The following is a 26,273-nucleotide window of genomic DNA, read 5'->3' as shown; positions in this document are numbered from 1 at the left end:
GAGTTGAGCTTGCGAGGCAGACCGCGGAGGTCGATAGTCCGGCCGGTCACCAGGATTTTCAGATGCAATCGAGCCTTTTCACCGCTGAAGCGAGCCTCAGACAGGCGCTGGATTTCGTGCCCCAGGGCATTGCGGTGTTCAACAATGCGTTGCGGCTGGTGTTTTCCAACCAGCGCTACAGCACGCTTTTGATGCTGCCCGAGGAGTTGATGCGACCGGGCACGCCATTGTTCGACCTCGCGATCTGGCAGGGTGATCGGGGGGATTTCGGGCCGGGGGACGCCGCGCGCCTCGCCATCGAGCGCATCAATGCATTGACGGCAGCACCCACGACGGTGAGCCAGCGCACCGGGATCGGCGGGCAGATGCTGGAGTTCCAGTCGAGCCGCCTGCCCGATGGGGGTCTCGTGATCAGCGTGGCCGATGTGACGGCGCGCGAGGACACCGAAGGTTCGCTCGAGCGCATGAACCAGTCGCTGGAAGCCCGGGTGGAGGAGCGCACGGCGGCGCTGACGCGGGTCAATGCCGAACTCGAAATTGCCCGCGCCAAAGCGGATGCGGCCAATCACGACAAGACGCGGTTCCTGGCCGCCGCGAGCCACGATCTGTTGCAGCCGCTCAATGCGGCGCGGCTTTATACCGCCACGCTGATGGAGCGCGCCAAGCTGACCGGGCTGGCCGATCTCGCCAACTCGATCGAGGCATCGCTGACGGCGGTGGAAGACATCATGGGGGCGCTGCTCGATATTTCACGGATCGATAGCGGCGTGCTGCGGCCAGCGCCCATGCCGGTGAACGGCAATGATCTGCTCAAGCGGCTCGAGGTCGAGTTCGGGCCGATGGCGCGGGAGCGCTCGATTTCGCTGCGTATCCTGCCCACCAAGAGCGCGGTGCTGGTGGATCGCACGCTGGTGGGGCGCATTGTGCAGAACCTCGTTTCCAACGCGATCAAATATACCCCGCCGGGCGGCAAGGTGCTGGTGGGGTTGCGGCGGCGGGGGCAAAGAATGCGGCTCGATGTGGTGGATACCGGGATCGGCTTTGCCCGGGATCAGCACCGGCTGGTGTTTGCCGAGTTCTCGCGGCTGGAACGCGGCGCGCGCATGGCGCAGGGGTTGGGGCTGGGATTATCAATCGTGCAGAGGCTGGTGGCGGCCATGGGCTTGACGCTGGAGCTGGATAGCCAGATCGGGCGCGGCTCGCGCTTTTCGCTGTTTTTGCCCACCGCAAGGGCAGTGACGCCGGCCAAGGGCAATGACCTGGCGCCGGCGGAACCCGCCTTTGGCGTGCTCAACCTCAAAGTGCTATGCGTCGACAACGAGCGCTCGATCCTTGAGGCGATGGAGGGCCTGCTCACCCATTGGGGCTGCGATGTGCGCTCGGCCTTGTCGCTCAAGCAGATCGACCGGGAGCGGCTGCTGGAAGGGTGGTATCCCGACCTGGTGCTGATGGATTACCATCTGGACCAGACTTCGGGGCTCGATGCCATCGAGTGGCTGCGCCACAATCTGGGCGGGCACCTGCCGGCGGCGCTGGTAACTGCCGACCGGAGCCCGGCAGTGCGCACGCTGGCCGAGGAGCGCGGCGTGGCCGTCGTTACCAAGCCGGTCAAGCCCGCGGCCTTGCGCGCGGCGATCACGGGACTCGCCAGCCAGACCGGCCGGCCCGTCAAACGCACCGGCTGAGCGCTGCTTAGGCCTTTTCTGCGCCAGTGGCGAACAAGGCTTCGAACTGGCCGTCCTCGATCCGCGACGCGGCGATCACCGCCTGGGTGCGGCTGTCCACGTCCAGCTTTTGCAGGATGGCCGAAACATGGGCCTTCACCGTGGCTTCGGAAATGGAGAGTTCATAGGCGATCTGCTTGTTCATCAGCCCGTCGCTGAGCATCATCAACACGCGCACCTGCTGGGGTGTGAGGGTCGCGAGGCGCCGCATCAGGGCGGAGTTGGCGTCCTCCACTCCAAGGCTTACCCCTTCCGGCACGAACACTTCGCCCGACAAGACGGTTTCGATGGCGCGGCGGATTTCCGTGGGGCCCACCGACTTGTGCAGATAGCCCGCGGCCCCCAGCTCAAAGGCGCGGCGCACGACCACCGCGTCTTCCACGGCGGAAATGATCATCACGGGAATCTCGGGATATTGCGCCCGCAACAGCAGCAGGCCGGAAAAACCGCGAACACCGGGCATGTTGAGGTCAAGAAGCACGAGGTCGCAATCCCGATCGGCATCGAGCGCGGCGCTGAGGCTGGCAAGGTCACCCGCTTCCTCGACGCTGACCGTGGCATCTCCCCCGGACAGCGTCTGTCGCAATGCGGCGCGAAAAAGCGGGTGGTCATCAACAATGATGATGCGGCGGCGCGTCATGAATGGTGGTCCTCCTGGAGCTTGCCGGCAAGCACTCACCGGCACTTAGCCGCACCAGAGCTCGCCAGCATCGGCAAAATGCAACAATGCTTAACGGGATGTTTACCATGTTTTCGGCAAATGAGGGTCCCTACCTTCGTGTTGCATCGCGAGGGCTCCGCCGACACCCATCAGGGGACACCAATGGCCCGCGCCTCTTCCAAATCCGTACCGGCCGAGACAGCATCGCCATCCAAACCGGGCGAGTGGCAGGCGCTGCGCGGAGAACTGGTGGCCCTGCTCGATCAGGTGGAAGGCCGCTATGTGCAAGCAGAGCAGGCCGATCCCGCCCTCGACGGATTGGCCGAACGCGTACGGAGCCTGCGTGGCCAAGTGGAAGTACCTCAGCCGGCGATCCGCCGCAGCGAGGCGCTCAAGACCGTCAAGCGGGCCGTTGATCGCTTCACCGATCGTGAGGACGACCAGGCCGCCGAGGCTACCGATGCGCTGACGCTGGCTATCGCCGAGATTCGCGGCCGGCAGATGTCGGCGCCCGCAGCAGCCCTGCGCCGACAAGCCAATGACATGCCTGAATTCCGCGAACTGAGCGGGCTGGTGGGCGGTCTATCAAACCGGCTGGCGCGACTGGAAGGCGAACTCAAAGCGCAGCGCGACGGCCATGGCAATGTGCGCGAAGTTGCCAGCCAGGTCGAACAACTCACCCATGTAGTGGAACTGCTGGCTGGCGCCGTCGGCGAAACCGGGCAGGTCAAGCGGCTCGAAGCCCAGATCGGGAGCCTGGCGCGCCTGATCGGGGAAGCGCCCCAGGTTGATCTTTCCGCCATCAACACCAGGCTCGACGATGTGTCGGCTACGGTGGGCAAGCTTGCCCAGTTGCAGGCCGAGCAGATGGAGCGGGAAATTGTGCGCGAGGATCGACGCGCGCAGCAACCCCGGCCCGCCGGCGTGGAAGCGCTGGCGCCCACGATGGACGCGATCGAAAACAGCGTCCGCAATGTTTATGACCGCATCGACGCGATCGAAAAGAACGTGGCGCTGGGATCGGGCGACTTTGAACGGCTGACCGCCGAAATGGCCGCCTTCACCAAGGCAATCAAGGAGCGGGAAGCTCAGCCCGGCAAGCTCGTCGCCAAGGTTGATGCCCTTGCGGCCCGGATTGGGGCGTTTGATGCGCGCAACGACGATATCGATGGGCTCAAGGATGATATCTCGACGCTGCGCCAGGCGGTGATTGCCGGCATGGAGCCGCGCTTTACACGCATCGAGAGCCAGCTCGAAGTGCTGACCGACCTTGCTGCCAACCCCGCCCCGGTACCGGACAATTCGCAGGTCGAGAACCAGCTCAAGCTGTTGATGGAGCGCATGGACGAGACCGGCGCCCAGCTTAATAGCCTGGCGAGCCTTTACTCGGCCAAGGAAGCCGATGCGCCCGATCTGGAGGCGCTGGCGAACCTGGTTGCTGAGCGCACCAGCGATGCGGTGACCCGCAAGGCTCCGGCACCAGTGGCCATGTTTGGCCCTGAAAGCCTCAAGAGCATTGAGGACCGTATCGGGGGTCTGATCAAGCGGGCAGGACGCGAACCCGATATCGAGGCCCTCGCCAATCTGGTGGCAGAAAAGACCTCGCAGGCTGTGGCCGGCGTTGCTCCCACAGCCGGCCCAGGCTTGAGCGAGGAGAATCTTTCGGCCCTTGAAGGGCGCATGACGGCCTTGTTCAACACCGCCGGCAAGGACACGGCCGAACGCTTGGCGCGGCTTGAAGCCACCTTGCGGGAGCGGGAAGCCGCCCAGATCGACGCCACGGCCACTCCGGCGCGGGAAGCCAGCAAGCCCACCAAGGCTGCCGCGGAAATGGCGGGGCTCGAAGCCATGCTGACCGCACTTGCCCAATCCAAGGGCGACTCCATGCCGGCCAATCCCGCCGATGAAGCGCCACTGCTTGATCCGGGCTTCAAGGATTTCGGACCGATCACCCGGCCAGTCGGCCGCCCGCCCCAGCCTGGCGCCACGGCGGCAATGGCTGATGCACGCCCCAGCTTTGACCCAAGCACGGTGGAGCCGCCACCGCGGCCCCAGTCAAGCTTTGGCAGCGACACGGTGGATCCGTTTGAAGCGCCCCCGGCGCCCCAACCGGCAGCCCCGTCGGTGCAGGCGACCCCCAGCCAGAGCAGCACCAGCACGTTTGTGGCGGCCGCTCGCCGCGCCCAGCGGGCCAAGGTGGAACAGCCCACCGGCATTGCTGCTGGCGGCTCGCTGATTGGCCGGGCACTTGCCCGCGTCCGGCCCGCTGCTACCGATGAGACAGCACTTGCGCCCGACACCAAAGCTGCACCCGATGAGGTTGCGGTAGCCGAAAATCCAATCAAGCGCGAAAAGCCCAAGAAGGAGCGCAAGACGCGCCTTGCAGCGGATCCCGCACCAGAGCCCGTGCTTGATCTTGATGCGGACGGTTCCGAAGCCGAGCCGGCGCGGCAAAGCTTCCTGCTGCGTCATCGCCGCCCCATTCTACTGGCCGCCACACTGGCAGCCGTATCGATGCTGGCGCTCAACCTGGTGATGCAGCGCATGGAAGAGGCAGCGCCGCCTGCCGCCGCGGCCATGGTGCAAAGCACTCCGGAAGAGCCCGTGGCCGAGCCTGCAGTTCCACCTACGGGCGAGCCTGCGCCCGCAGAGGACGGGATCGACGTTTCCACCGGTCCGCGCGTGATCGACATGATCGACGACACCGCCACGGGCTCCATCAACCCCGCGGCCACGACCAGCTTCAGCAAGTCGAGCGACGCTGCCGCCCTGCCCGAGGCCCTGACCGAAGACGCCGTTGCGGCAGCCATGGCTTACCTGCCGCTTGATCCTGCCGCAGGCGAGCCGGCCGGGCTGGTGACGGGAAGCACTCCCGATACCAGCGCGCCGGTGCAGAGCTTTGGCTTGCCACCCGAGGCGATCGGTCCGATCGAGTTGCGCCAGGCGGCTGCCGATGGCGATGCCAAGGCCCAGTTCGAAGTGGCTGCGATCTACACCGAAGGCCAGGCAATTGCCCAGGACTATGCCGAAGCTGCCATCTGGTATGAGCGCTCGGCAGCGCAGGGTTTTGGCCCGGCGCAGTATCGGCTGGGCAATCTTTATGAGGCCGGCAACGGCGTCGACAAGGACCTCGAAGTCGCCAAGCTCTGGTATCAGCGCGGCGCAGAGGCCGGCAATCGCATGGCCATGCACAATCTGGCGGCGCTTTATGCTGGCGGGCAAATGGGCGAGCAGCAGTTCGAGCTAGCCGCCGAATGGTTCGAAAAAGCGGCAATGCTCGGAATGACCGACAGCCAGTTCAATCTCGGCATGCTTTATGCCCGTGGCCTGGGCGTCGAGCAGAATCTCGAGCAGTCGTTCAAGTGGTTCTCGCTGGCGGCGCGCAGTGGCGATGCGGATGCGACCAAAGCGCGCGATGACGTGGCCAAGTCTTTGACGGCCGACGCCGTCCAGACCGTGGGTGACGAGATTGCGGCTTGGCGGGCCCAGCCCATCGATCTGGCGGCGAACTATGCTCCGATCGGGACCTGGCTGGCCAACTTCGAAGCGGGCGAAACCATCACCAAGACCGATGTTGTGGCCAAGGTGCAGCAGGCGCTGGCGAAACTCGGCTTTGATGTGGGCACGCCCGACGGGATGGCCGGCCCCAAGACAGCCGAAGCCATCAAGGCCTTCGAGCGCGGCACGGGCATGAGCGAAAGCGGCGCCATCAATCCGCGGCTGCTCGCGGTGCTGGGTAGCCAGCCGGCCTGACCCGAGCCGTTTGACACGAGCGGGATGGGCACGTAAGCCCATCAAGCATTGCGGGTTCCGGGGGTGCAAAACACTGCCGGGACCCTGCCGCGTTTTTTGGCAGGCCTGCCAGCGGGCGGCCGCCCTGGATGGATTTGGATCTTGCAGGTTTATCTGCCGATCGCCGAACTTTCCATGAACCTCTTCTTTCTCGTGGGGATCGGAGGGGCGGTCGGCTTTCTGTCGGGCATGTTCGGCGTGGGCGGCGGATTTCTCCTCACCCCGCTCCTCATCTTTTCGGGCGTGCCGGCGCCTGTTGCCGTGGCCTCGGTAACCGGCCAGGTGGTGGCCGCGTCCACCTCGGGAGCCCTCAGTCATTATCGACGGGGCGGGATCGATTTGCATCTGGCGATGTATCTCATCTTGTCGAGCGTGCTCGGCGCCTTTGCGGGCGTAGCGATGTTCTCGTTCTTGAGCGCGGCGGGGCAGCTGGACCTCGTGATCTCGCTGGGCTTTCTGGTGCTGCTTGGCTCGATCGGGATCATGATGCTGATCGAATCTAGCCGCGCCATCCTGCGGCGGCGGTCGGGCGTGGTGGTGCGGGAGCGGCAGGCCAACCAACATAATTGGATGCACGGCCTGCCCTGGCGCGTGCGGTTCAAGAAGTCGCGCCTTTATATCAGCGTGCTGCCGGTGCTGGTGATCGGGCTGTTTATCGGCTTTGTCGGCTCGCTACTCGGTATTGGCGGCGGCTTCATCATGGTGCCGGCGCTGGTTTATCTGCTGCGAGTGCCGGGCAATGTGGTGATCGGGACGTCCTCGCTGCAGGTGGTGGCGATGATGTCGGTGACGACGGTGCTGCATGCCGTGCAGAGCCAGAGCGTCGATATTCTCCTCGCCTTCTGCCTGATGGTGGGGGGCGTGGTGGGGGCGCAGTTCGGCGCTTCGGCCGGCAAGCAGTTGCGCGGCGAGCAGTTGCGGGGACTGCTGGCGCTTTTGGTGCTGGCGGTGGCGATCCGATTTGGCTTGTCGTTGGTGCTGACTCCGGCCGATCCGTTCAGCATGGCCGTGATTGGGTCACTGCAATGATCCGACTGGTGCTCTGGCTCGTCGCCGCTTTGCTTCTCGCCATGCCGGCGCAGGGCGCGCGGCTGGTGTCCCAGCTCTCCAGCGATACGGTGGATATCACCTCAAGCTTTTCGGGTGAGCGGATGACGTTTTTTGGCACCATCGCGCCTGATGTGGGCTCGAGCCAGTTGACGGTGCCTGGGCCGTTCCATGTGGTGGTGGTGGTGGTCGGGCCGACCCAGAACCGGGTGGCGCGGCAGAAAACGCATAATCTGGGGATCTGGCTCAACACCGACCAGGTGGTGTTTCCCAACTTCCCCAGCTACTTCCATGTGCTTTCGAGCGGGCGGCTGCGTGACATCACCAATCTGACGACGCTGACGGCCGAAAAGATCCTACCCGAAGCCTATACGCTCACGCCCAATGATGCCGGCTGGTGGAAGACAGCGGTGTTCGGGCGCGAATTGGTGCGCCTGATGACCGAGCAGGGCTTGTTTGGGGTGGATGAGAACGCCATCAACTTTCCCACCGAGAACTTTTATTCGGCGCGCCTGACCCTCCCCAGCAATGCGCCGCCCGGCCCTTATCTGGCGCTCACTTATGTGTTCCAGAATGGCGAGGTGATCGCCCGCAAATCCGAGGGCTTTGCCGTGCGCAAGATCGGGTTCGAGCGGTTTCTGGCGATCACCTCCAAGCAATACCCGCTGGCTTACGGGCTGATCTGCGTCGTGCTGGCTCTGTTCACCGGCTGGGCGGGTGGGGTGATCTTCCGGCGCTAGCTTAGCCGCGCACCAGGCGCCTGGGGCTGACCGGATAAAGCCGGTGCTTGCCCAGCATGGTGACTTCGAGCGCTGGCCAATGGAAGAGGCCGACAAAGGCGGGCGAGAGGATATTGAGCGATCCCGTGGCTGCGCCATAGGCCGGCAGGATCAGCAGCCGGTTGTCGTGCACGAAACAGGGCCGACGCGTGGTGCGACCGGCCATATGGAGATGAGCGCCGGGATGCAGATGGCCCGCAATGAGGCCAGGCCGGTCGCGACGTGGCTCGTGCGTCAGGTGCAGGCCCGCCAGATCGAGATGGGGCAGGCAGCGCCCGCCCAGAGCGTGGGGCGCGGGATCGTGGTTGCCGGAAAGCCAGAGCCATTCGGCCATGTCGGTCATGCCATCGAGCCGAGCACGATCGCCGTCGTTGAGGGTGCGCGAGCCTTCGTCGCGGTGGAAGCTGTCGCCCAGGGCAATAAGGCGGGTCGCGCCCGTGCGGCGCAGGTCCCGTTCCAACTTGGCGAGCGTGACCCCCGTGTCATAGGGCGGCAGCATCTGGCCATGGCGGGCATAGGAGCTGAGTTTTTCCAGATGCAGGTCAGCGACCAAAAGCGTCCCTTGGGCGTGCCAATACAGGGCGCCCGAAGGGAGCGGCTCAAACAAGTGTCCGGCAAAGCGCAAGACCGGGGTCTCCGTGATCTCGGCTGTAGATAAGACTTGGCTCAAAGCTTGTCCTTGCCCTTGGAGCGCAACTCTCCGGGCCGTCCGTATTAAACCGCTTCGCCGGAGCGCTGTTGTCCTTCGGGGCCACTCATGGCCTCGCGCATCAACTCATCGGCGGCATCTGCCATAGCTGATTCGCGCCCTTCCCCATAAATCGGCTCACGGCCGATATCGAGGAGAATTGGAACGGCGAGCGGGGAAACGCGATGGAGCGGCTTGTGGACGATGTGCTGGCGGATGCGGCGCAGCATCTGGCCAAGGCGCTCGATATCAAGGAGGCCGCGGGCGGCATCGCGGCGGGTGGCCTGGATCAGGATGTGGTCTGGCTCGTGCTGGTAAAGCACGTCATAGATGAGATCGGAGGACATGGTGAGCTGCCGCCCGGTTTTCTCCTTGCCGGGATGGCGGCGTTCGATCAGCCCGGCAATGATGGCGCAGTTGCGGAAGGTGCGCTTCATCAAAGCGGATTCATCGAGCCAATCCTCGAGGTCTTCGCCCAGCATGTCTTCGGCAAAGAGTTCGTCGAGCGAAAGCCGGTCGGTGCGGATCAGAGCGGAGAGATCACCGAGACCCCAGATCGCCAGCGCATATTCGGAGGCGACGAAACCAAGCGGTCGCGCGCGGGCGCGTTCCAGCCGGCGCGTCAGCAGCATGCCCAAGGTCTGGTGGGCGAGCCGGCCTTCAAAGGGGTAGCAGACCATGAAGTTCTGGCTGCCGCGCGCGAAGGTTTCAACCAAGAGACTATCCGAGCGGGGCAGCACCGAGACTTCCTCCTGCAGGCGCAGCCAGTCGCTGACCTGATCGGGGAGCTTGGACCATTCATGGGGATCATCGAGCAAGCGGCGCACCCGATCGGCGAGGTAGGTAGAGAGGGGAAAGCGGCCGCCCATATAGGAGGGGATCTTGGGATCGGTGGACTGGGCCCGGCTCACATAGGCCTCGTTGTCCTTCATGCCCTCGAAGGCGACGATTTCACCGCCGAACATGAAGGTGTCTCCCAGCAGCAGGGTGCCAAAAAAGTATTCCTCCATTTCCCCCAGCACGCGGCCACCATAGCCGATTGGGCCAGTTGTGGCGCCGCGCTTAAAGCCGCGGCCCCGAACGAGGCGCACCTTGACCATGGGCTCTTCAACAATGGTGCCGATATTGAGCCGATATTGCTGGGCGACCTGGGGATGGGCGATGCGCCAGCGCCCGTCGGGCATGAGCTTCAACCGGGCATAGCGCTCATAGGCGCGCAGCGCATAGCCACCGGTGGCGACAAAGTCGAGAATGCGATCGAACTGAGAGCGCGCCAGATCGCGATAAGGCCAAGCGCGACAAATCTCGGCAAAGAGCTCATCGGGGTGGAAGGGCTCGGCACAGGCCATGCCCAGGATGTGCTGGGCGAGAACATCATAGGCGCCCGAGGTCGGGTCCTCACTATCCTGATGGTTCTCCGAGACAGCTTCCACCGCCGCTTCGCATTCCAGCACTTCAAAGCGGTTGGAGGGGACCAGCAGAGCCTTGGACGGGTCATCGAGCCGGTGATTGGCGCGGCCGATGCGCTGGAGCATGCGCGACGAGCCTTTGGGCGCGCCAACCTGCACGACGAGATCCACATCGCCCCAGTCGATGCCGAGATCAAGCGTCGAGGTGCAGACCACGGCCTTAAGGACACCTGCAGACATAGCCGCTTCCACCTTGCGGCGCTGCTCGACCGAAAGCGAGCCGTGGTGGAGGGCGATGGGCAGCAGGTCCTCGTTCTGCGCCCAGAGGCCTTGGAATAAGGCCTCGGCCTGGGAGCGGGTATTGACGAAAAGGAGCGTAGTGCGGTGCTGTTTGATGGTCTCGTAGAGTTCACGATGGGCATAGGCCGCTGAGTGCCCTGCCCAAGGCAGCCGTTCTTCGGTCTGAAGGATCGCCAGCTCGGGCGGGGCGCCACCGCCAGCCGTCAGCAGATGCGTAGGCGCTTCTGGGAGTGGCTGGGCGATCCAGTCGCGCAATAGATCGGGTCGCGCAACCGTGGCGCTGAGCGCGGTGATGCGCATATCGGGCGCCATCCGCGCCAGCCGGGCAATGGCCAGCGACAGCAATTCGCCGCGCTTGGAGGTGACCAGCGCATGGAGTTCATCGAGCACGATGCGGCGCACCGAGCCGAACAGCAGCTCGGCCTGAGGGTGGCTGAGCAGCAAGGCGATCTGTTCGGGGGTGGTGAGCAGGATTTGGGGCGGATTGGTGCGCTGGCGGGCGCGGCGCGACGCGGGCGTGTCGCCGGTCCGGGTCTCAACCCTGATCGGCAGGCCCATTTCCGCAATCGGGGTTTCAAGATTGCGAGCGACGTCCACCGCGAGGGCCTTGAGCGGGGAAATATAGAGCGTGTGCAAGCCCGGGCGAGGCTCGGCAATCAGGTCGGCAAGCGTGGGGAGAAAACCGGCCAGCGTCTTGCCGGCTCCGGTCGGCGCAATCAGCAGCGCCGAGGCACTGGCATTCCAGCTCTCGAGCACCGCCAGCTGATGGGCGCGCGGCGCCCATCCTTTGCTGGCGAACCAATCGGTGATCACAGGGGGCAGTTGCGGGAGGAGTTCGGTCACAGACACGCCAAGGTCTTGGGCAAGATGCAAACAGCCTATATGGTGACGAGGCGGCACAGAAGCGAGGTTGGCGGCATGATCGAGGATCGCGATGAATTGGTTGATCACCGCTCCTGGCTGGAGCGCTTCATGGGCGGCCGTCCCGGTGGCGTGATCCTGCGGTTGATCCTGTTATCGCTGGTGGCAGGCTTTTTCATGTCGGTATTCGGGGTTGATGCCACCGAGATCTTCCGGGGTGCCGTTGAACTGGTGCGCGAAACGCTGCGCGACAGTGCCGGGGTGGCGCGGACCACGCTCAATTATGTGCTGACGGGCGCAGCACTGGTGATCCCAATCTGGCTGCTGCTGCGCTTGACGGGCAAGCGCCGATGACCGCGACGCTCCATCTCACCCCGGGCGAGGCGCTGGGGCGGTTGGTGCCCCATATTCTGGAGCTGATGAGCCAGAAGCATGGCCGCATCGGGGTGGGGATCGCCGGGGGTCCGGGCGTGGGCAAATCGACGCTGGCGGCAGAACTCGTGACCATGATCAACGCGACCCATCCCGGGATTGCGGCCCTTGTGCCCATGGACGGGTTTCACATGCGCCATGCCAAGCTCGAAGCGCTGGGGCAGACCGACCGCAAGGGCGCGCCCCACACCTTCGAGGGCGAAGCCTTCGTCGACTTCCTGCACCAGCTGAAGCGGGCAACGGAAACCATCAGCGGCCCGGGCTATTCGCGCAAGATCGAGGATGTGGTGGAGGATGCCTTTGCAATTGGTCCGGAAGTGCGGGTGCTGATTGTCGAGGGTAACTACCTGCTGCTGACGCAGGGGCCATGGGCCGGCGTCAAGTCGCTGCTCGACTATTGCGTCTTCATCAACGTGCCGCGTGAACGGGTGGAGCAACGATTGCTGCGGCGCCACGCAGCCGAAGGGCTGTTCACCGAGGAGCGCAATCGCGCCCACATCGCGCGCAATGACCTGCCCAATTATGACCTGGTTTGGGAATCGCGCGACCGCGCCGATGTGATCATCGAACTCGATACCGAAAGCTGAAACTGTGCTGAACAGCCACTGGCAGCACGGCGAAATGCCGTTATAAGCTGGGAGCTGTTGCCCCTCCCCTGCTTTTCCCCCGAGTTGATCGATGACCACGACCACGCCGCTGCGGCCGCAATATCCATTCGTGGTGCGGCATGGTGATGTGTGGAAAATCGCCCTGCCCGCGAGCCTGGCCTTTATCACCGAGCCCATTGTGGGGCTGGTTGATATCACGGTAATCGGGCGGCTGGGCGATGCGAGCCTGCTGGGCGGGCTGGTACTGGCCGCACTGCTGTTCGATGTGCTGTTTTCCTTGGCTTATTTCCTGCGCATCGGCACGGCCGGGCTGACCGCCCAGGCGGTTGGCGCGCGTGAGGCCAATGGTGGGCTGGTGCATGCCAGCCGGGCCATCGTGCTCGCGGTGCTGATCGGGCTGGCGATGATCGCGCTGGCCGGGCCGATCCTGTGGTTGAGCAATCGCTTGCTTGCCCCCGAAGCGGGAGTATCCGCTGCAATGGACGAGTATTTTGCCGTTCGCATCTGGGCGGCGCCCTTTGCGCTGTTGAACTATGCGCTGCTGGGGTGGTTTTACGGCCGGGCGCAGGCCACCACCGGCATGATGCTGCAAATGCTGCTCCATGGCATCGATATCGTACTCAGCATCTGGTTCGTGCATGGCCTGGGCTGGGGCGTGCCGGGCGCGGCCTGGGCCACGGTGATCGGCCAAGCGGTCGCGGCCCTGCTTGGGCTGGGGCTGCTGGTGCGCCATTTCGGCGGCTTGGGCCGGATCGCTCACCTTGTGCCACTGACCGAGCTGCTCGATCCGAAGGGCCTCAAGCGCATGTTCGGCCTGAGCCGGGATCTGATGATCCGGTCCATGGCGCTGATGGGCGCCTATGCGTGGTTTGCCGCGCAGGGCACGCGCATGGGCGAGGTGGCGCTATCGGGCAATGCCTTGTTGCTGAACCTCCTCATGGTGGCCGGGTATTTTCTGGATGGCATCGCGCAGGCGGCCGAGCAATTGAGCGGCAAAGCACTCGGCGCCAATTGGCGGCCAGCCTTTGATCAGGCTTATCGGCTCAGCTTTGCCTGGGGTTTCATGTTGGCGGCGGGGCTGGGCCTGGCCTGGTTCGCCGGCGGGCCCTGGATCATTGGCCTCATGACGACCAATGCGGAAGTGCAGCAGCATGCCCTGCTCTACCTGCCCGTGGCGGCGCTCTGTGCCGTCACCTTCATGCCGGCCGTGGTGTTTGACGGCATTCTGGTGGGCACGACGCTCAATGTGCTGATGCGCAATGGCATGGTGGCGTCGCTGGTGGTGTTCTTGGCCGCCGTCGCCGTGCTGCAGCCGCTGTGGGGTAATTGGGGCCTGTGGGCCGCGCTCCATTGCTGGTTTTTGGCGCGCGGCGCGATTTATTGGTGGGCGTTGGAGCGGCGCAAGGCCGGCTTGTTCGCCGCCTAGGGGGTGGTGGCGTCGCCAGCCCAGTGCTCGACACGGGTGCCGACGAGCTCGCTTATATTGGTTTTGCCCTGGGCGCGCACGGCAGCGGCAAGGCCCTGCTTGATGCGGTCGAGCAGGTCCAGACCGCCAAACACCAGCGCGGAATAAAGCTGGACGGCATTGGCACCCGCTTCGAACTTGGCGAGAGCCGTTTGCGGCGAATGAATGCCACCGACCCCGATGATGGGCAAATCGCCGACACGCTGGCGCGTTTGGGCCAGGCGTTGCGTAGCGCGGTTGAACAAGGGCTTGCCCGAAAGCCCGCCCGCCTCGGAGGCGTTGGATTGGCCCTGCACAGTGTCGCGGCTGAGCGTGGTGTTGGAGACAATGAGGCCATCAAGATCGGTGGCCAGCACCACTTTGGCGATGGCATCGAGCGCAGCTTCGTCGAGATCGGGGGCGATCTTGAGGAAAACCGGAACCCGGACGCGGCTCTTGGCGCGGGCCTGCAGCACTTCACCCAGGAGACGACGCAGGGCCTCATCGCTTTGTAGATCACGCAGGCCGGGCGTGTTGGGCGAGGAGATATTGACGGTCAGGTAATCGGCGAGATCGGCAAAGCGCTGCACACCCAAGACGTAATCGGCGACGAAATCGGGGCTGTCCTTGTTGGCGCCGATATTGATGCCAAGGGCGGCAGGAACGCGGGCGTCCTTGAGGCGGGCAAAAACCGCTTGGTGGCCTTCATTGTTGAAGCCCATGCGGTTGATAACGCCCTCGCCCTCGGGCAGGCGGAACAGACGTGGCTTGGGATTGCCCGCTTGCGGACGCGGGGTGACGGTGCCGATCTCGACCATGCCAAAGCCCATCAGGGCCAGGGGCCGTGCCACTTCGGCATTCTTGTCGAAGCCGGCGGCCATGCCCACGGGATTGCTCAGCTCCAGCCCGCATAAAGTAGTGCGCAGCTCGGGCGGATCAGCCTGGGTCTGTTCGGGACCGAGACCCAGTCGCAGCGCCTTGATCGTGGCGAGGTGGGCGGTTTCCGCATCGAGCTTGAGCAAGGCGTCGCGCGTCAGCTCCTGAACCGGGGCGAGACGCAGCAATGGTGAAAGAGCCGAAAAGATCATTGCACGGCCTCGGGCAAGATGCAGGTGCCGTCAGCCGCAACAGCAAGCGGCGCTTCCCAGACAATGGCCGTTGTGGGTAGATCAGCATAAAGATGGGGGAAGAGCTGGTCGCCGCGCGAGGGCTCCCAGACGAGCAGTTGCGCCAGATCGGCCGTGCGCACCGCCAGCAGCACCAGGTCGGACTGACCGGCGAAGTGGAGGCGCAGGGTTTCGGGCAGTTGCGCAGCCGTAGAAAAATGCATGTAGCCATCGGCAGCATCAACCGGCATGCCGGGAAAAGCCGGCGCATTCCGGTAAGGCGCGAATGCGGCCTCGGTGGCAATCTTGTAGATCAGAACGGGCGTGGTCATGGCGCGACCCTAATCACCACTTCGGCAAAGGGGCAAGCGGCTCTGACTTTACAGGCGGTGGGAAGATGTGTAGAAAATAGGACTTATTGCCTAAGAGAGACAAGTTTCCTGCCGCAGTGAGTTGCCACCCATGTTGTCACACCGAGCCGTTTGGGATGGGATCGACGCCCTAGCGCGCCGGCAGCGCCTGTCCGTTTCAGCGCTGGCCAAGCTTGCGGGGCTCGATGCCACGGCGTTCAATGTGTCCAAGCGCGTGAGCAAGGATGGGCGGGAGCGCTGGCCATCCACGGAAAGCCTCGCCAAGATCCTCGAAGCGACGGGCGAGGGTTTCGATACGTTCCTGGCCGGCACCGGGGCCTTCATGCAGATGCCCGAGCGTGGATCAGCCCCTACTGTGCCACTGCTGGGCTTGGCGCAGGCCGGTTCAGGCGGGTTTTTCGACAGCGCGGGTTTCCCAGCCGGTCAGGGCTGGGAGGAGATTGCCCTGCCCACCCCTGGAGAAGCCGGGATCTATGCGCTTGAGGTGCAGGGCGACTCCATGGAGCCGCTGTATCGCGAAGGCGACCGGATCGTGGTGTCGCCTACCGAGCAGGTGCGGCGGGGCGACCGGGTCGTGGTCAAGACGCGCGATGGCGAAGTGATGGCCAAGATCCTCGCGCGGCAAACGGCCAAGCAGATCGAGCTGCATTCAGTCAATCCCGCCTATGAGCCGCGCTTGATCAACACCGCCGATATTGAATGGATCGCGCGGATCATCTGGGCCAGCCAATAAGGCGGCCCCGATGGTGATGGCCCCCGGCTCAGAGCCGGGGTGACAGCCGGATGTGGCGGACGAATCTCGTCCAGTCAGGTCAGGCGGCGGATGAGTTCAGCAGCTTGCCTTCGAGGGCGTCCTCGATGAGCCTGCGCGTTTCCCCCACGCCGTAAAGGGCGATGAAGGAGCCGAAGCGCGGGCCTTGATCCTCGCCGAGCAGCACCTGGTAGATAGCCTTGAACCAGTCGCGCAGCGGCTCGAACTTGTGGGCCTTGCCGATTTCGTAGACCAGGTTCTGCAGCGCCTCGGCATCGGTCGAGCCGGCATAGGCCTCGAGCTGGGTGCGCAGGTCCTCAAGCGCGGCGCGCTCGTGGTCGGTTGGCGCGCGGTAGATCTTGAACGGCTTAACGCGGTCGTTGAAGTAGCGCACCGCATAGCCGGCGAGCTTGTCGAGCTCGGGATGGGTCACGGGGCTCGCGCCGGGGATGTAGCGCGAGATAAAGCCCCACATCACCTTGGTATCCTGGGCATTGGCAGTAGCGACCAGGTTGAGCAGCAGCGCAAAGCTGAGCGGCACGTCGGGGTTCGGCACGTCGCCGTAGTGGACGTGGAACGCAGGGTTCTCGAGCCGGGCAGCCGCGTCCTGCTCCTGATAAGCGGCGACATGGGAATAATAGTCGTCCACCTGGCGCGGGATGACGTCGAAGTGCAGGCGCTTGGCGACGCGCGGCTTGAGGAACATGTAGAGCCCCAGACTCTCGGTCGAGGCATAGGTCAGCCATTCATCGATGGTTAGCCCGTTGCCCTTGGACTTGGAGATCTTCTGGCCCTCGGAATCCAGAAAGAGCTCGTAGACATAGTGCTCGGGCGGGGTGCCGCCGAGAATGGCGCAGATCTTGTCGTAGATGTGCTGGTTGGTTTGATGATCCTTGCCGAACATCTCGAAATCGACGCCCAGGGCAGCCCAGCGCATGCCGAAATCGGGCTTCCACTGCAGCTTTACGTGGCCGCCGGTGACCGGGACCGTGGTGTCGCGTCCATCTTCGTCGGTGAAGGTGACAGTGCCGTCCTTGGCATTGACCTCCTTCATCGGCACGTAGAGCACGCGGCCGGAGATAGGGGAGATGGGCAAAAAGGGCGAGTAGGTTGCCTGCCGCTCGGCACCCAGGGTCGGCAGCATCACCGCCATGATGTCGTCGTAGCGTTCGGCGGCGAGGCGCAGCACCGTGTCGAAGCGGCCGGACTTGTAGTAGTCGGTAGCGCTGGCGAACTCGTAGTCGAAGCCGAACGTGTCGAGGAAACGCCGGAGCATGGCGTTGTTGTGGTCGCCGAAGCTGTTGTGCTCGTTGGTCCACGGGTCCGGCACGGAGGTCAGCGGCTTTTGCAGATGCGGCTCCATCGCCTCCTTGGAGGGCACGGTTTCCGGGATCTTGCGCATGCCGTCCATGTCATCGGAGAAGCAGAGGAGCCGCGTGGGTACCTGGTCGCGGGTGAGCAAGCGAAAGGCCGTGCGCACCATGGTGGTACGGGCCACTTCGCCGAACGTGCCGATATGGGGCAGGCCCGAGGGACCATAGCCGGTTTCGAACAGGGCTTCCTTTTTCCCGGTTTTTTCGAGCCGCGCGACGAGCTTGCGGGCTTCCTCAAACGGCCAGGCGCGGGCGGTTTGGGCAGCGTCAAAAAACGCAGGATCGAGTTCGGGCAGCGGAGCGGGCGACAATGCAACAAGCCTTTCGGAGGAGGTTTGAGCGTGTGTTGCATCCCCTGCCCCTTGCGTCAATTGTGCTGGCGCTTGCCGCCCGCCCGCCAACTGCCTAGGGTCGCCCGCGCAGAGACAAGGAAAAAGGCCGTTTCGTTAATGATTTCTGAAGAGGCAGCAACGCGGCCCGATGCTCTTGCCGGCTTTGCCGAGCGGTTTCCCGGCATTCAACTGCGCCTGCATTATGAGCGGATTGCGCCGGGAACAGCGACAGTCGGGGTGCAGGAGATCACCGACCGCGCGGCTCTTGGCGACGTGTTCACCGCCTACCGCGGCACGGAGCGGCAGGTGGAGGTGTCGATGAAGAACCTATTCGCGCGGCCAATGCGCATCGGCGATATTGCGGCGCGGCTGGGTGAGTTCCCGGTGGCTAACCGGCAAGCCTTTATCGCCTATCGCGATCGCTTTGCCCAAGAGGCGGGTCCGATCACCGTTGACGCACCGGCTTATGATCTGGGTGCGGGGCGCTTGCTGCTGCTGGACGGCAATCATCGCGCGACGGCCCTGTTCATGGGCGAGGTGCCGTTCGTGTTGCGCCTGCATGTGCTGAGCGCGCCGGTCAGCCGGCGCGTGCTCATCGACCTCAAATACTGGGATGGCGGCTGGCGGCGCCTGTTCAGTAAAATCCGACCGGGAACCAGCGCAGATAAAGCTCGTCCAGCGCACCGCTTTCCTTGAGCTCCACCAGCGCCCAATCAATGGCGTGACGGATGGCGTCGTTGCCGGCGGGAACGGCGATGGCCAAGCCTTCCCCAAACAGGGCCGGACGGAAATAGGCGGGCCCGGCAAAACCGCAGCAGCTCAGATTATCGTTGAGCCAGAAGGATGCGCGCATGCCGTCACCGAAATAAGCGTCGACCGTGCCCTCGGCTACCGCGGCAAGGGCAGCCGCTTCGCTGTCAAAGCCCTGGATGGTGGCGCCCGGCAGGTAGCGGGTCATGAAGGTTTCGTGGGCGCTGCCGCGGCGCACCGCCACCGTCTTGCCCGCAAGCTGGGCCGGATCGAACTGCTCGATATCGGCGGCTCGGGTCACAAAGCGCCCTGGCAGGGCCAAGTAAGTGGTGGAATAATCAAAACGCTGGCCGTTCTCGGGCGAAAGCGCGAGGCCTGCGATCAAGGCGTCGCCCTGATTGTCCGCCAAGGCATTGGCAGCCTGATCCCAGGGCCAGGCCTGGATGGTGCAGGCGGTATCGACCTGAGTGCAGATGCGCCGAGCCAGATCGATGTTGAAGCCGATCAGTTCGCCGCTGGCGTCACGGAAGTTGAACGGCGGGAAGTCCGCCGTGGTGAGAAAGCGGATTGCCGGCACCTGCGCGAGGCTAGGCGCGATTTCCCGTGCGCTGGGATCGGCGTGATAAGGCAAGGGCTGCGCCTGTGCCAACGCTACGCCACCCAGCGCACTCGCCAACAGGACGATCAGGCGCAGAAACGCGGGGGCGCGCATCTAGACCTGATCCAGTCCGTAAAGCAGATCGGCCAGCAGATCCTCAGTTGCTTCTAGCCCCACGGAAAGACGCAGCAGGCCGGGGGTGATCCCCGATTCAAGCTTGACCTCTTCGGACAAGCGCTGGTGAGTGGTGGTGCGCGGATGGGTAATGATCGACTTGGCGTCACCCAGATTGTTGGAAATCAGGATCACCGCCAATGCATCGGCCATGCGGAATGCCGCTTCCTGGCCGCCCTCGACTTCGAAGGCGACAAGGGTGGAGCCAGCGCGCATCTGACGCATGCCGAGTTCGTATTGGGGATGATCGGGATGGTGCGGATAAAGCACCCGGCTGATCTTGGGGTGATCGCTCAGCGCATTGGCAATGGCCGCAGCCGAGGCATTGGACTGGCGCAACCGGATCGGCAGGGTTTCCAGTCCTTTAAGCAGCGTCCAGGCGTTGAACGGGCTCATGGATGGGCCGGTCTGGCGGATAAAAGTATGGATATCGCCCCCGATCCGCTCTTGGCTGCCTAGAATGGCGCCACCCATAACGCGGCCCTGGCCATCGATATGCTTGGTGGCGGAATAAACGACGAGGTCGGCACCCAGGGCCAGGGGCGACTGGTTGATGGGGGTGGCAAAGACATTGTCGACGATCAGCACGGCGCCATGGGCGTGCGCAATATCGGCAACGGCGGCAATGTCGACCAGCTCGAGCGTGGGGTTGGTGGGCGTTTCGAGAAACACCGCTTTGGTATTGGGCTGCATGGCGGCGGCAAAATTGTTGGGGTCGCGGCCATCAACCAAGGTGGAGCTGACGCCCCAGCGCGGCAAATAGTCTTCCACGACATAGCGGCAGGAGCCGAACAGGGCGCGCGCCGATACGACGTGATCGCCCGCGCGCAGCTGGCTCATTAGCGCCAAGGTCACGGCAGCCATGCCCGTTGCCGTGCCGCGCGCCGCCTCGGCCCCTTCCAGCAGCGCGATACGGTTCTGGAACATTTCGACGGTGGGATTGGAAAAGCGCGAATAGATATAGCCGGGATCGTCACCCTTGAAGCGCGCTTCGGCTGCGCCCGAACTGGGATAAACATAGCCCGAGTTCAAATACAGGGCCTCGGAGGTTTCGCCCGCCGGCGAGCGTTCAGTGCCACCATGGACCAGCTGCGTTTCGGGGGCCCTACGCGCAGGATCGAATAGCGGATTTTCGGTCTTGGACATGGTGATCTCAACAAAAAACCGGCGCGCAGGAAAGCGGCCGGTGTGAAACGGTCCTTTAGCGACTTATTTTAAGTGGCTGCAATCGGCCGGCCAAATCACCACTTCGCGCATCTAAAGGCAATTGCTCGCCGCCGTCAATTGTTGCTAGGGGTTGCGGCGAACTTGGAGAAGCGCATGGACAAGCAGGGCGACTGGCCATCGGGGGTGTTCCCAGCCCGGCTGATCGAGGCCTTGCATGCGCAAGGCGCCATCAGGACCGAGCGGGCATTCGATGCCGACCAGGTGCAGCCGGCAAGCCTTGATCTGCGGTTGGGAGCGGTGGCTTATCGGGTGCGCTCAAGCTTTTTGCCGGGCCCGGATCATTCGGTGGCCGAGCGGATCGATGCGCTCAAGCTGCATGAGATTGACCTTTCGGGCGGGGCGGTGCTGGAGCGCGGCTGCGTTTATCTCGTGCCGCTGCAGGAAAGCCTGGCCTTGCCGCCAAGCGTAAGCGCTTCAACCAACCCCAAGAGCTCGACCGGACGGCTCGATGTTTTTACCCGGGTGATTGGGGACCGCGCGCGCGGCTTTGACCAGATGCCGGCGGGGTACCACGGCCCGCTTTATCTCGAAGTCAGCCCGCGCACCTTTCCCATTCTGGTGCGCAGCGGCTCGCGGTTGTCGCAGATGCGCTTTCGGGTGGGTGACTCGCGGCTGTCCCAGGCCGAGCATGTGCAGCTGCACGGCCTTGAAAAGTTGGTGTTTGGCGGCGATCATCCGGTGGGTGACGGGGTGGCGTTGTCCATCGACCTCAAGGGCGAGGGGCGCAACGGGCTGGTTGGGTTCCGGTCCAAACGGCATACGGCAGTGGTGGATGTGGATCGCAAGGGCGCGCTCGATGTGCTCGATTTCTGGGACCCGCTCTACAATCGCGGCAGCGATGAGCTGATCCTTGATCCCGACGAATTCTATATCCTGGTCAGCGACGAAGCCGTGCATGTGCCGCCCACCCATGCAGCCGAAATGGTGCCGTTTGATCCGCTGGTGGGGGAATTTCGCGTGCATTACGCCGGGTTCTTCGACCCCGGCTTTGGCCATTCGCCCGCCGGGGGCACGGGTAGCCGGGCGGTGCTCGAAGTGCGCAGCCGGGAGGTGCCATTTCTCTTGGGCCATCGGCAGACCATTGGCCGGCTGGTTTATGAACGCCTGGCGGAGCGCCCGGAGCGCCTATACGGCACCGAGCTCAACTCGAACTACCAGGCGCAGACGCTCAAGCTGTCGAAACACTTCAAGCCCTATCCGTAACCGGAAAGGGCTTGAAGTGCAGACCAATAGCTGAGGTTCGCCTCAAGTGATCAGGCGCGCAGCCTCTTCCTCGGTGGGAATGTGGCCGTCAGGCGTGAAGTGGTTGACGGCTTCAGGCAGGGTCTGGCTCAGGCGCTGCAGCAATTCGGTGCGGGAAAGCCCGGTTTGCTGGGTGAGCGAGGTGATTGTGTCCTCGCCCAGCGTTTCTTCCAGATCGCTGGTGTCGAGCGGCTCGTTGTTGCCGGGTCCAACCCAGCTTTGAGCCTTGTTGCCGCGTCCCGACTGATTGAAGCTATCCATCAGATCGCCGAGACCGCCGCTCAGCATGCCGCCCAGACCGCCTGCTGCGGCGCCCCCGCCCAGGAGGCCACCGAGCATGCCGCCCAAATTGCCCAGGCCGCCGCCTTGGGCGCCGGTTTGGCCGGGTTCGCCAAGACCACCCTGACCGCCCTGGCCCCCTAGCCCTCCCTGCCGACCGGCGTTGCCGAGCAGTTCGCCGAGTTTATCGCGGTTTTGATAGCCGGCTACCGCCAGCAAGCCCAACAGGGCCATCATGGAAGGGCCACGTTTCATTTTGCTTCTCCTTCAGGTGCCGCTTAGCGGCGACGGGCGATAAAGCCCCAGATTGCCAGCACGATTACTGCGCCGACGATTGCGCCAATAAAGCCTGCACCTTCATCGGCGCTGTACCAGCCGAGCGCCTGACCAAGGAAGGTCGCGACAAAGGCACCAACAATGCCGAGGATAGTGGTGAGGATAAAGCCCGAAGGCTCATTGTTGCCCGGCATGATAAACTTGGCGATGATGCCGGCGACGAAACCGATGATGATGGTCCAGATAATACCCATGACGCTGTGCTCCAAAGAGATGGTGCTCAAGCAACGCCGCCACTGCCGCGCGGTTCCCCCGCCAGGAGGTTTGACGGTTAAGGCGGGCGGAATCGCTTGACGGCTCGGGAGGTTTCGCGCATCTAGAAACCCGTGCGGGTGTAGCTCAATGGTAGAGCAGAAGCTTCCCAAGCTTACGACGAGGGTTCGATTCCCTTCACCCGCTCCAACTTTTCCATTCAGCTTGTTGGTTTGCCGGGGCCCGAGAACATGACTCAGCCGCGATTCATCATGCTTGAAGCCGCTTGTTGCGGCCATTTTTCAGCCCTTTTACAAGAACATAGCTCCCATGCAGCTTTCGGGGGGCGAAGGCGCGCTTTCATTGCTTCACATTATCGATGACCAATGAAGGGAACGCGCACGGGCTTTCTCTGGTTTCGGGTGGGGTTCGGCCCTTCTTCCCAAGCAGGTGATACGTGAGTGAACTTGAACAGCATGCAACAGAAGTCTTGAAGTTCTCGGCACGCAATGCCCGGCCCAAGCGGCCAGCCTATCTGCGGGACGCAACGGTGGATTCCGATGGGAATATCGCCGTTCTCAAGCAAAGCGAGCATCTTCGGCCTTTGGTCGTGGATCTCGATGGCACCCTGTTGCGCTCTGACCTGTTGATTGAGACGGCGTTCGCCGAACTGTCCCGGCGCCCCCTCGCGCTGCTGGAACTGATCGCCGCGCTCAAGCAGGGCAAGGCGGCGCTGAAGCATCGCCTGGCGGCGACGGCCGTATTTGACCCGGCCGTTTTGCCCTATGACGAGGAAGTGCTGCGTTGCATTCGCCAGGCGCGGGCCGAAGGGCGTCCGGTTTATCTGGCCTCAGCCAGCCATGAAGTGCTGGTTGGCGCCGTGGCAGATCACCTCGAGCTGTTCGATGGCTGGTTCGCAACCGATGAGTTGACCAATTGCGCGGGCAAGGTGAAGGCGCACAAGCTGGTGGAGGCTTTTGGGGAGAAGGGCTTCGATTACATCGGCAATGATGCGGCCGACCTGCATGTCTGGCCACACGCCGCCAAGGCCCTGGCGATCCGGGCCCCAGCGCGGGTTGGGCGGGCGCTGGCAAGTTCCAGCGACGATGTTGAGCACTTGACCCATGAGCGGGCGGGCTGGAAAGCCTGGGCCAAGCTGATGCGGGTGCATCAATATGCCAAGAACGGCCTCGTCTTTGTGCCTCTGATCACCAGCCAGATGTTTGAGCTGGCGGCATTCATGCACGTCCTCGTGGCAGCAATTGCCTTTTCGCTTTGCGCCTCCAGCGTTTACATCCTCAACGACCTGATCGACCTGCAGGACGACCGCGGCCACCGCAGCAAGCGGCATCGCCCGCTCGCCAATGGCTCCGTTCCGCTTTCGGAAGCCATGCTGGCTATCCCGGTTCTGCTCGGCATCTCGCTGGCGCTGGGCGCCTGGGTTTCCCTGCCCTTCCTTGGGGTCCTGCTGGGCTATTTTGCTCTCACCAGCGCTTATACTTTCCTGCTCAAGCGCAAGATGATTGCCGATGTGATCACGCTCGCTGGCCTTTATTCCGTGCGCGTCGTCGGCGGTGCCGTGGCTTTGTCCGTGGTGCTCTCGCCCTGGTTGCTGGCGTTCACCATGTCCTGGTTCCTGTCGCTCGCACTGATCAAGCGCTATGTAGAACTTCAGGCCCGGCGCGAAGCGAACCTGCCCGACGCCACCAGCCGCGACTATCGCAACGACGACATCCACATGGTTGGGGCGCTCGCCGCAGCGGCTTCGCTCAACGCCATCACACTGTTCCTGCTTTATGCCTCGAGCGAAAGCGTGGTCACCACCTTCAGCCGCCCGGAAATCTTGTGGTTCGTGGCGCCCATTCTGGCTTATTGGATTGGCCGGGCCTTGCTGGTTGCGCGCCGTGGGGAAATGCATGATGACCCGGTGGTGTTCGCTCTCAAGGATCGACTCAGCGTGGCAACGCTGGCGACCGCCGGCGTTCTTTTCGTGGCAGCCTTCTAGAACAAGCAGGACCTGAACCATTTGCTACCCTGTTCCCTATCCGCGTTCGCGTGAGGCAAGGCCCGCATGAGCATTGCCTTTCGCTATGTCCTGTTCGCCATTCTTTCGAGCTTGATCAATTTTGGCGTCCAGGAACTGGTCGTCACCGGGCTGCCCTGGGCGCCGCTGATGCTATCCATTCTGGCCGGAACTGCGGCGGGCTTTGCCGCCAAATATGTGCTGGACAAGAACTGGATCTTTTTTGACAGCTCAAGCTCCCACGGGGAGGAGGCGCGCAAGGTGGGCCTTTACGGCCTGTTCAGCGTCTTCACCACTATCGTTTTCTGGAGCTTTGAAATCGCCGCCTGGTCCATCTGGCAGACCGACGTGGCCAAATACTCCGGCGGCGCGCTCGGCCTTGCTATCGGCTATGTCGCCAAATACTGGCTCGACCGGCGCTTTGTGTTCCGGACGGAGGCATCTTGATGCGCCTGGACGGCTGGGGACGCTATCCAAGCCTGGATGGCCGGGTTGTCGCTGCCGCGAGCCCGGACGACCTCGCGCGGCTCATGCGCGATGGCTCCGGTCTGGTGGCTCGGGGCAATGGCCGCGCCTATGGCGACGCCGCCATGGGCGAAGCCCTGACGGTGCTCGGCCGCAGTCTCAATCGCATGAAAGAATTTGATCCGGTCAGCGGCAATCTTACGGTCGAGGCCGGAGTGCTGCTATCCGATATTCTCGACACCTTTGTGCCACGCGGGTTTTTCCCACCGGTAGTGCCGGGCACCAAGCTCGTGACCGTGGGCGGCATGATTGCCTCCGATATTCACGGCAAGAACCATCATCGCGATGGTGGCTTTGGCGCTTATTTGCAGAGCCTTGATCTCGTGGTGCCAGGCGGCGAAACCGTTCATTGTTCGCGCGAGAACAATAGTGAGCTGTTCTTCGCTACGATCGGCGGCATGGGGCTTACGGGCATCATTGCGCAAGCGACAATGACACTGCGCACCATCGAAACAGCCTGGATCGACCAGCGCACCGTGGTTGCCCCTGATCTTGGCGCCGCGCTGCAGGCCCTCGATGACTCGAGCGAGGCGACATACTCGGTAGCCTGGATCGACTGCATTGCTGGCGGCGCAGCGCTGGGCCGCTCGCTGGTTTATGTGGGTGAACATGCTACCCGGGATCAACTTGCCGCCGCGCAATCCAAACGTGGTGTGCTGGCCCCAGCCCCTCGGGCAAAACTGGGCGTGCCGCTGGAATTGCCCAGCTGGACGCTGAACCGGGCTTCGGTCCGGGCCTTTAACGAGGTTTACTTCCGCGCGGGGTCCCGCACCGAGCAGGCTTTGGTGCACTTCAATCCGTATTTCTTTCCGCTGGACGGCGTGGACCAGTGGAACCGCATCTATGGGCGGCGCGGCTTCCTGCAGCATCAATGCGTGGTGCCGCCCGACAATGCCCATGCCGTGCTGAGCGAAATTCTCGAGCGGTTTTCGCGTTCGGGCAAGGCATCGTTCCTTGCCGTGCTCAAAAAGCTCGGGGATGGCACCGGCCCGCTGTCCTTCCCAATGCCAGGCTATACGCTGGCGCTGGATGTGCGGGTCACCGACGAGATCTTCGCGCTTCTTGATGAGATCGATGCTATCGTGGTGCGCGCCGGCGGTCGGCTTTATCTCACCAAGGACGCGCGCCAGTCACGGGATACCTTCGAGGCGGGTTATCCGCGCCTGGACGAGTTCCGGCAGGTGCGGCGCGCGGTGGGAGCCAAGGGCCGGTTGCAATCCCGTCTTTCCAGCAGGCTAGGTATATAGGC

At 63.5% G+C, this 26,273-nt stretch carries 23 protein-coding genes, 1 tRNA gene and 1 riboswitch; of the genes, 14 read left to right on the top strand and 10 right to left on the bottom strand.

Annotated elements, in window-relative coordinates; genetic code table 11:
- The first annotated feature begins 62 nt into the window (after positions 1-62).
- Positions 63-1,685, top strand: a complete 1,623-nt coding sequence (locus HRQ64_RS05170) for a PAS-domain containing protein (RefSeq protein ID WP_127752055.1) — start codon at positions 63-65, stop codon at positions 1,683-1,685.
- 7 nt (positions 1,686-1,692) lie between these two features.
- Here the strand turns inward: HRQ64_RS05170 and HRQ64_RS05165 are convergent, their stop codons facing one another.
- Entirely contained in the window at positions 1,693-2,364 is a 672-nt protein-coding gene (locus HRQ64_RS05165) for a response regulator transcription factor (RefSeq protein WP_127752054.1), read from the bottom strand.
- 183 nt (positions 2,365-2,547) lie between these two features.
- Here HRQ64_RS05165 and HRQ64_RS05160 point away from each other — a divergent pair, with 183 nt between their 5' ends.
- The 3 genes from HRQ64_RS05160 (at position 2,548) to HRQ64_RS05150 (ending at position 7,964) form a co-directional block, all read left to right on the top strand.
- Positions 2,548-6,138 carry a peptidoglycan-binding protein gene (locus HRQ64_RS05160; protein ID WP_172122464.1) on the top strand — a complete coding sequence of 1,197 codons (3,591 nt, stop codon included), beginning with the start codon at positions 2,548-2,550 and terminating at the stop codon, positions 6,136-6,138.
- A 141-nt stretch (positions 6,139-6,279) separates the two neighbouring features.
- Positions 6,280-7,206 carry a sulfite exporter TauE/SafE family protein gene (locus HRQ64_RS05155; RefSeq protein WP_127752052.1) on the top strand — a complete coding sequence of 309 codons (927 nt, stop codon included), beginning with the start codon at positions 6,280-6,282 and terminating at the stop codon, positions 7,204-7,206.
- Positions 7,203-7,964, top strand: coding sequence for a TIGR02186 family protein (locus tag HRQ64_RS05150; protein WP_172122463.1), 762 nt, complete (start codon positions 7,203-7,205; stop codon positions 7,962-7,964). Before HRQ64_RS05155 ends, HRQ64_RS05150 begins: the two co-directional genes overlap by 4 nt.
- A 1-nt stretch (position 7,965) precedes the next feature.
- Here the strand turns inward: HRQ64_RS05150 and pdeM are convergent, their stop codons facing one another.
- Together pdeM and HRQ64_RS05140 are read right to left on the bottom strand one after the other, a co-directional pair.
- A complete protein-coding gene (pdeM, locus tag HRQ64_RS05145) occupies positions 7,966-8,673 on the bottom strand; it encodes a ligase-associated DNA damage response endonuclease PdeM (RefSeq protein ID WP_172122462.1) in 708 nt (235 codons plus the stop codon).
- A 44-nt stretch (positions 8,674-8,717) separates the two neighbouring features.
- Entirely contained in the window at positions 8,718-11,243 is a 2,526-nt protein-coding gene (locus HRQ64_RS05140; protein ID WP_248305228.1) for a ligase-associated DNA damage response DEXH box helicase, read from the bottom strand.
- A 24-nt stretch (positions 11,244-11,267) separates the two neighbouring features.
- Between HRQ64_RS05140 and HRQ64_RS05135 the strand changes: the two genes are divergently transcribed.
- From HRQ64_RS05135 to HRQ64_RS05125, 3 genes are all read left to right on the top strand, one after another.
- Positions 11,268-11,615 carry a DUF6460 domain-containing protein gene (locus tag HRQ64_RS05135; RefSeq protein ID WP_164854675.1) on the top strand — a complete coding sequence of 116 codons (348 nt, stop codon included), beginning with the start codon at positions 11,268-11,270 and terminating at the stop codon, positions 11,613-11,615.
- Entirely contained in the window at positions 11,612-12,280 is a 669-nt protein-coding gene (locus HRQ64_RS05130) for a nucleoside/nucleotide kinase family protein (RefSeq protein WP_172122460.1), read from the top strand. Before HRQ64_RS05135 ends, HRQ64_RS05130 begins: the two co-directional genes overlap by 4 nt.
- Before the next feature lie 91 nt (positions 12,281-12,371).
- The gene (locus tag HRQ64_RS05125; protein WP_172122459.1) at positions 12,372-13,727 is read left to right on the top strand and encodes an MATE family efflux transporter; all 1,356 of its coding nucleotides are present in this window, start codon (positions 12,372-12,374) and stop codon (positions 13,725-13,727) included.
- Here HRQ64_RS05125 and HRQ64_RS05120 read toward each other — a convergent pair.
- Together HRQ64_RS05120 and HRQ64_RS05115 are read right to left on the bottom strand one after the other, a co-directional pair.
- Positions 13,724-14,833 carry a quinone-dependent dihydroorotate dehydrogenase gene (locus HRQ64_RS05120; RefSeq protein ID WP_172122458.1) on the bottom strand — a complete coding sequence of 370 codons (1,110 nt, stop codon included), beginning with the start codon at positions 14,831-14,833 and terminating at the stop codon, positions 13,724-13,726. The genes HRQ64_RS05125 and HRQ64_RS05120 overlap by 4 nt on opposite strands.
- Positions 14,830-15,183 (bottom strand): DUF952 domain-containing protein, encoded by a 354-nt coding sequence (locus HRQ64_RS05115; protein WP_172122457.1) that lies wholly within the window; start codon positions 15,181-15,183, stop codon positions 14,830-14,832. The genes HRQ64_RS05120 and HRQ64_RS05115 overlap by 4 nt, the downstream gene beginning before the upstream one ends.
- 130 nt (positions 15,184-15,313) lie before the next feature.
- On the opposite strand from HRQ64_RS05115, the gene HRQ64_RS05110 reads away from it, so the two are divergent.
- The gene (locus HRQ64_RS05110) at positions 15,314-15,955 is read left to right on the top strand and encodes a helix-turn-helix transcriptional regulator (RefSeq protein WP_127752043.1); all 642 of its coding nucleotides are present in this window, start codon (positions 15,314-15,316) and stop codon (positions 15,953-15,955) included.
- Between the two features lie 79 nt (positions 15,956-16,034).
- Here HRQ64_RS05110 and HRQ64_RS05105 read toward each other — a convergent pair whose 3' ends face one another.
- Positions 16,035-17,657 carry a lysine--tRNA ligase gene (locus HRQ64_RS05105; RefSeq protein ID WP_172122456.1) on the bottom strand — a complete coding sequence of 541 codons (1,623 nt, stop codon included), beginning with the start codon at positions 17,655-17,657 and terminating at the stop codon, positions 16,035-16,037.
- A 138-nt stretch (positions 17,658-17,795) separates the two neighbouring features.
- Here HRQ64_RS05105 and HRQ64_RS05100 point away from each other — a divergent pair, with 138 nt between their 5' ends.
- Positions 17,796-18,374 carry a hypothetical protein gene (locus tag HRQ64_RS05100; RefSeq protein WP_172122455.1) on the top strand — a complete coding sequence of 193 codons (579 nt, stop codon included), beginning with the start codon at positions 17,796-17,798 and terminating at the stop codon, positions 18,372-18,374.
- On the opposite strand, the gene HRQ64_RS05095 is transcribed toward HRQ64_RS05100, so the two are convergent.
- Positions 18,313-19,140: a transporter substrate-binding domain-containing protein gene (locus HRQ64_RS05095; RefSeq protein ID WP_172122454.1), complete on the bottom strand. Its 828-nt coding sequence runs from the start codon at positions 19,138-19,140 to the stop codon at positions 18,313-18,315. The genes HRQ64_RS05100 and HRQ64_RS05095 overlap by 62 nt on opposite strands.
- Positions 19,141-20,346: an O-succinylhomoserine sulfhydrylase gene (metZ, locus tag HRQ64_RS05090; protein ID WP_172122453.1), complete on the bottom strand. Its 1,206-nt coding sequence runs from the start codon at positions 20,344-20,346 to the stop codon at positions 19,141-19,143.
- A 35-nt stretch (positions 20,347-20,381) separates the two neighbouring features.
- A riboswitch (SAM riboswitch) is annotated at positions 20,382-20,458 on the bottom strand.
- 62 nt (positions 20,459-20,520) lie between these two features.
- Here metZ and HRQ64_RS05085 point away from each other — a divergent pair.
- Positions 20,521-21,630, top strand: a complete 1,110-nt coding sequence (locus tag HRQ64_RS05085) for a 2'-deoxycytidine 5'-triphosphate deaminase (protein WP_127752038.1) — start codon at positions 20,521-20,523, stop codon at positions 21,628-21,630.
- Between the two features lie 42 nt (positions 21,631-21,672).
- Here HRQ64_RS05085 and HRQ64_RS05080 read toward each other — a convergent pair whose 3' ends face one another.
- Both HRQ64_RS05080 and HRQ64_RS05075 read right to left on the bottom strand, forming a co-directional pair.
- A complete protein-coding gene (locus tag HRQ64_RS05080) occupies positions 21,673-22,203 on the bottom strand; it encodes a YidB family protein (protein WP_127752037.1) in 531 nt (176 codons plus the stop codon).
- Between the two features lie 23 nt (positions 22,204-22,226).
- Positions 22,227-22,478, bottom strand: a complete 252-nt coding sequence (locus HRQ64_RS05075; RefSeq protein WP_172122452.1) for a GlsB/YeaQ/YmgE family stress response membrane protein — start codon at positions 22,476-22,478, stop codon at positions 22,227-22,229.
- 134 nt (positions 22,479-22,612) lie between these two features.
- Between HRQ64_RS05075 and HRQ64_RS05070 the strand changes: the two genes are divergently transcribed.
- The 4 genes from HRQ64_RS05070 (at position 22,613) to HRQ64_RS05055 (ending at position 26,271) form a co-directional block, all read left to right on the top strand.
- Positions 22,613-22,686, top strand: a tRNA-Gly gene (locus HRQ64_RS05070).
- A 247-nt stretch (positions 22,687-22,933) separates the two neighbouring features.
- Positions 22,934-24,481, top strand: a complete 1,548-nt coding sequence (locus HRQ64_RS05065; RefSeq protein WP_349236671.1) for a UbiA family prenyltransferase — start codon at positions 22,934-22,936, stop codon at positions 24,479-24,481.
- A gap of 66 nt (positions 24,482-24,547) precedes the next feature.
- On the top strand, positions 24,548-24,946 hold the full coding sequence (locus HRQ64_RS05060; protein ID WP_172122451.1) for a GtrA family protein: 399 nt from the start codon (positions 24,548-24,550) through the stop codon (positions 24,944-24,946).
- Positions 24,943-26,271: an FAD-binding oxidoreductase gene (locus HRQ64_RS05055; RefSeq protein WP_248308193.1), complete on the top strand. Its 1,329-nt coding sequence runs from the start codon at positions 24,943-24,945 to the stop codon at positions 26,269-26,271. Before HRQ64_RS05060 ends, HRQ64_RS05055 begins: the two co-directional genes overlap by 4 nt.
- Positions 26,272-26,273 lie beyond the last annotated feature (2 nt).

Source organism: Devosia sp. 919 (assembly GCF_013185965.1).
Classification (GTDB): domain Bacteria; phylum Pseudomonadota; class Alphaproteobacteria; order Rhizobiales; family Devosiaceae; genus Devosia.
The sequence above is the reverse complement of the archived record's forward strand: the minus strand, read 5'-3'. Positions and strand labels throughout refer to the sequence as shown.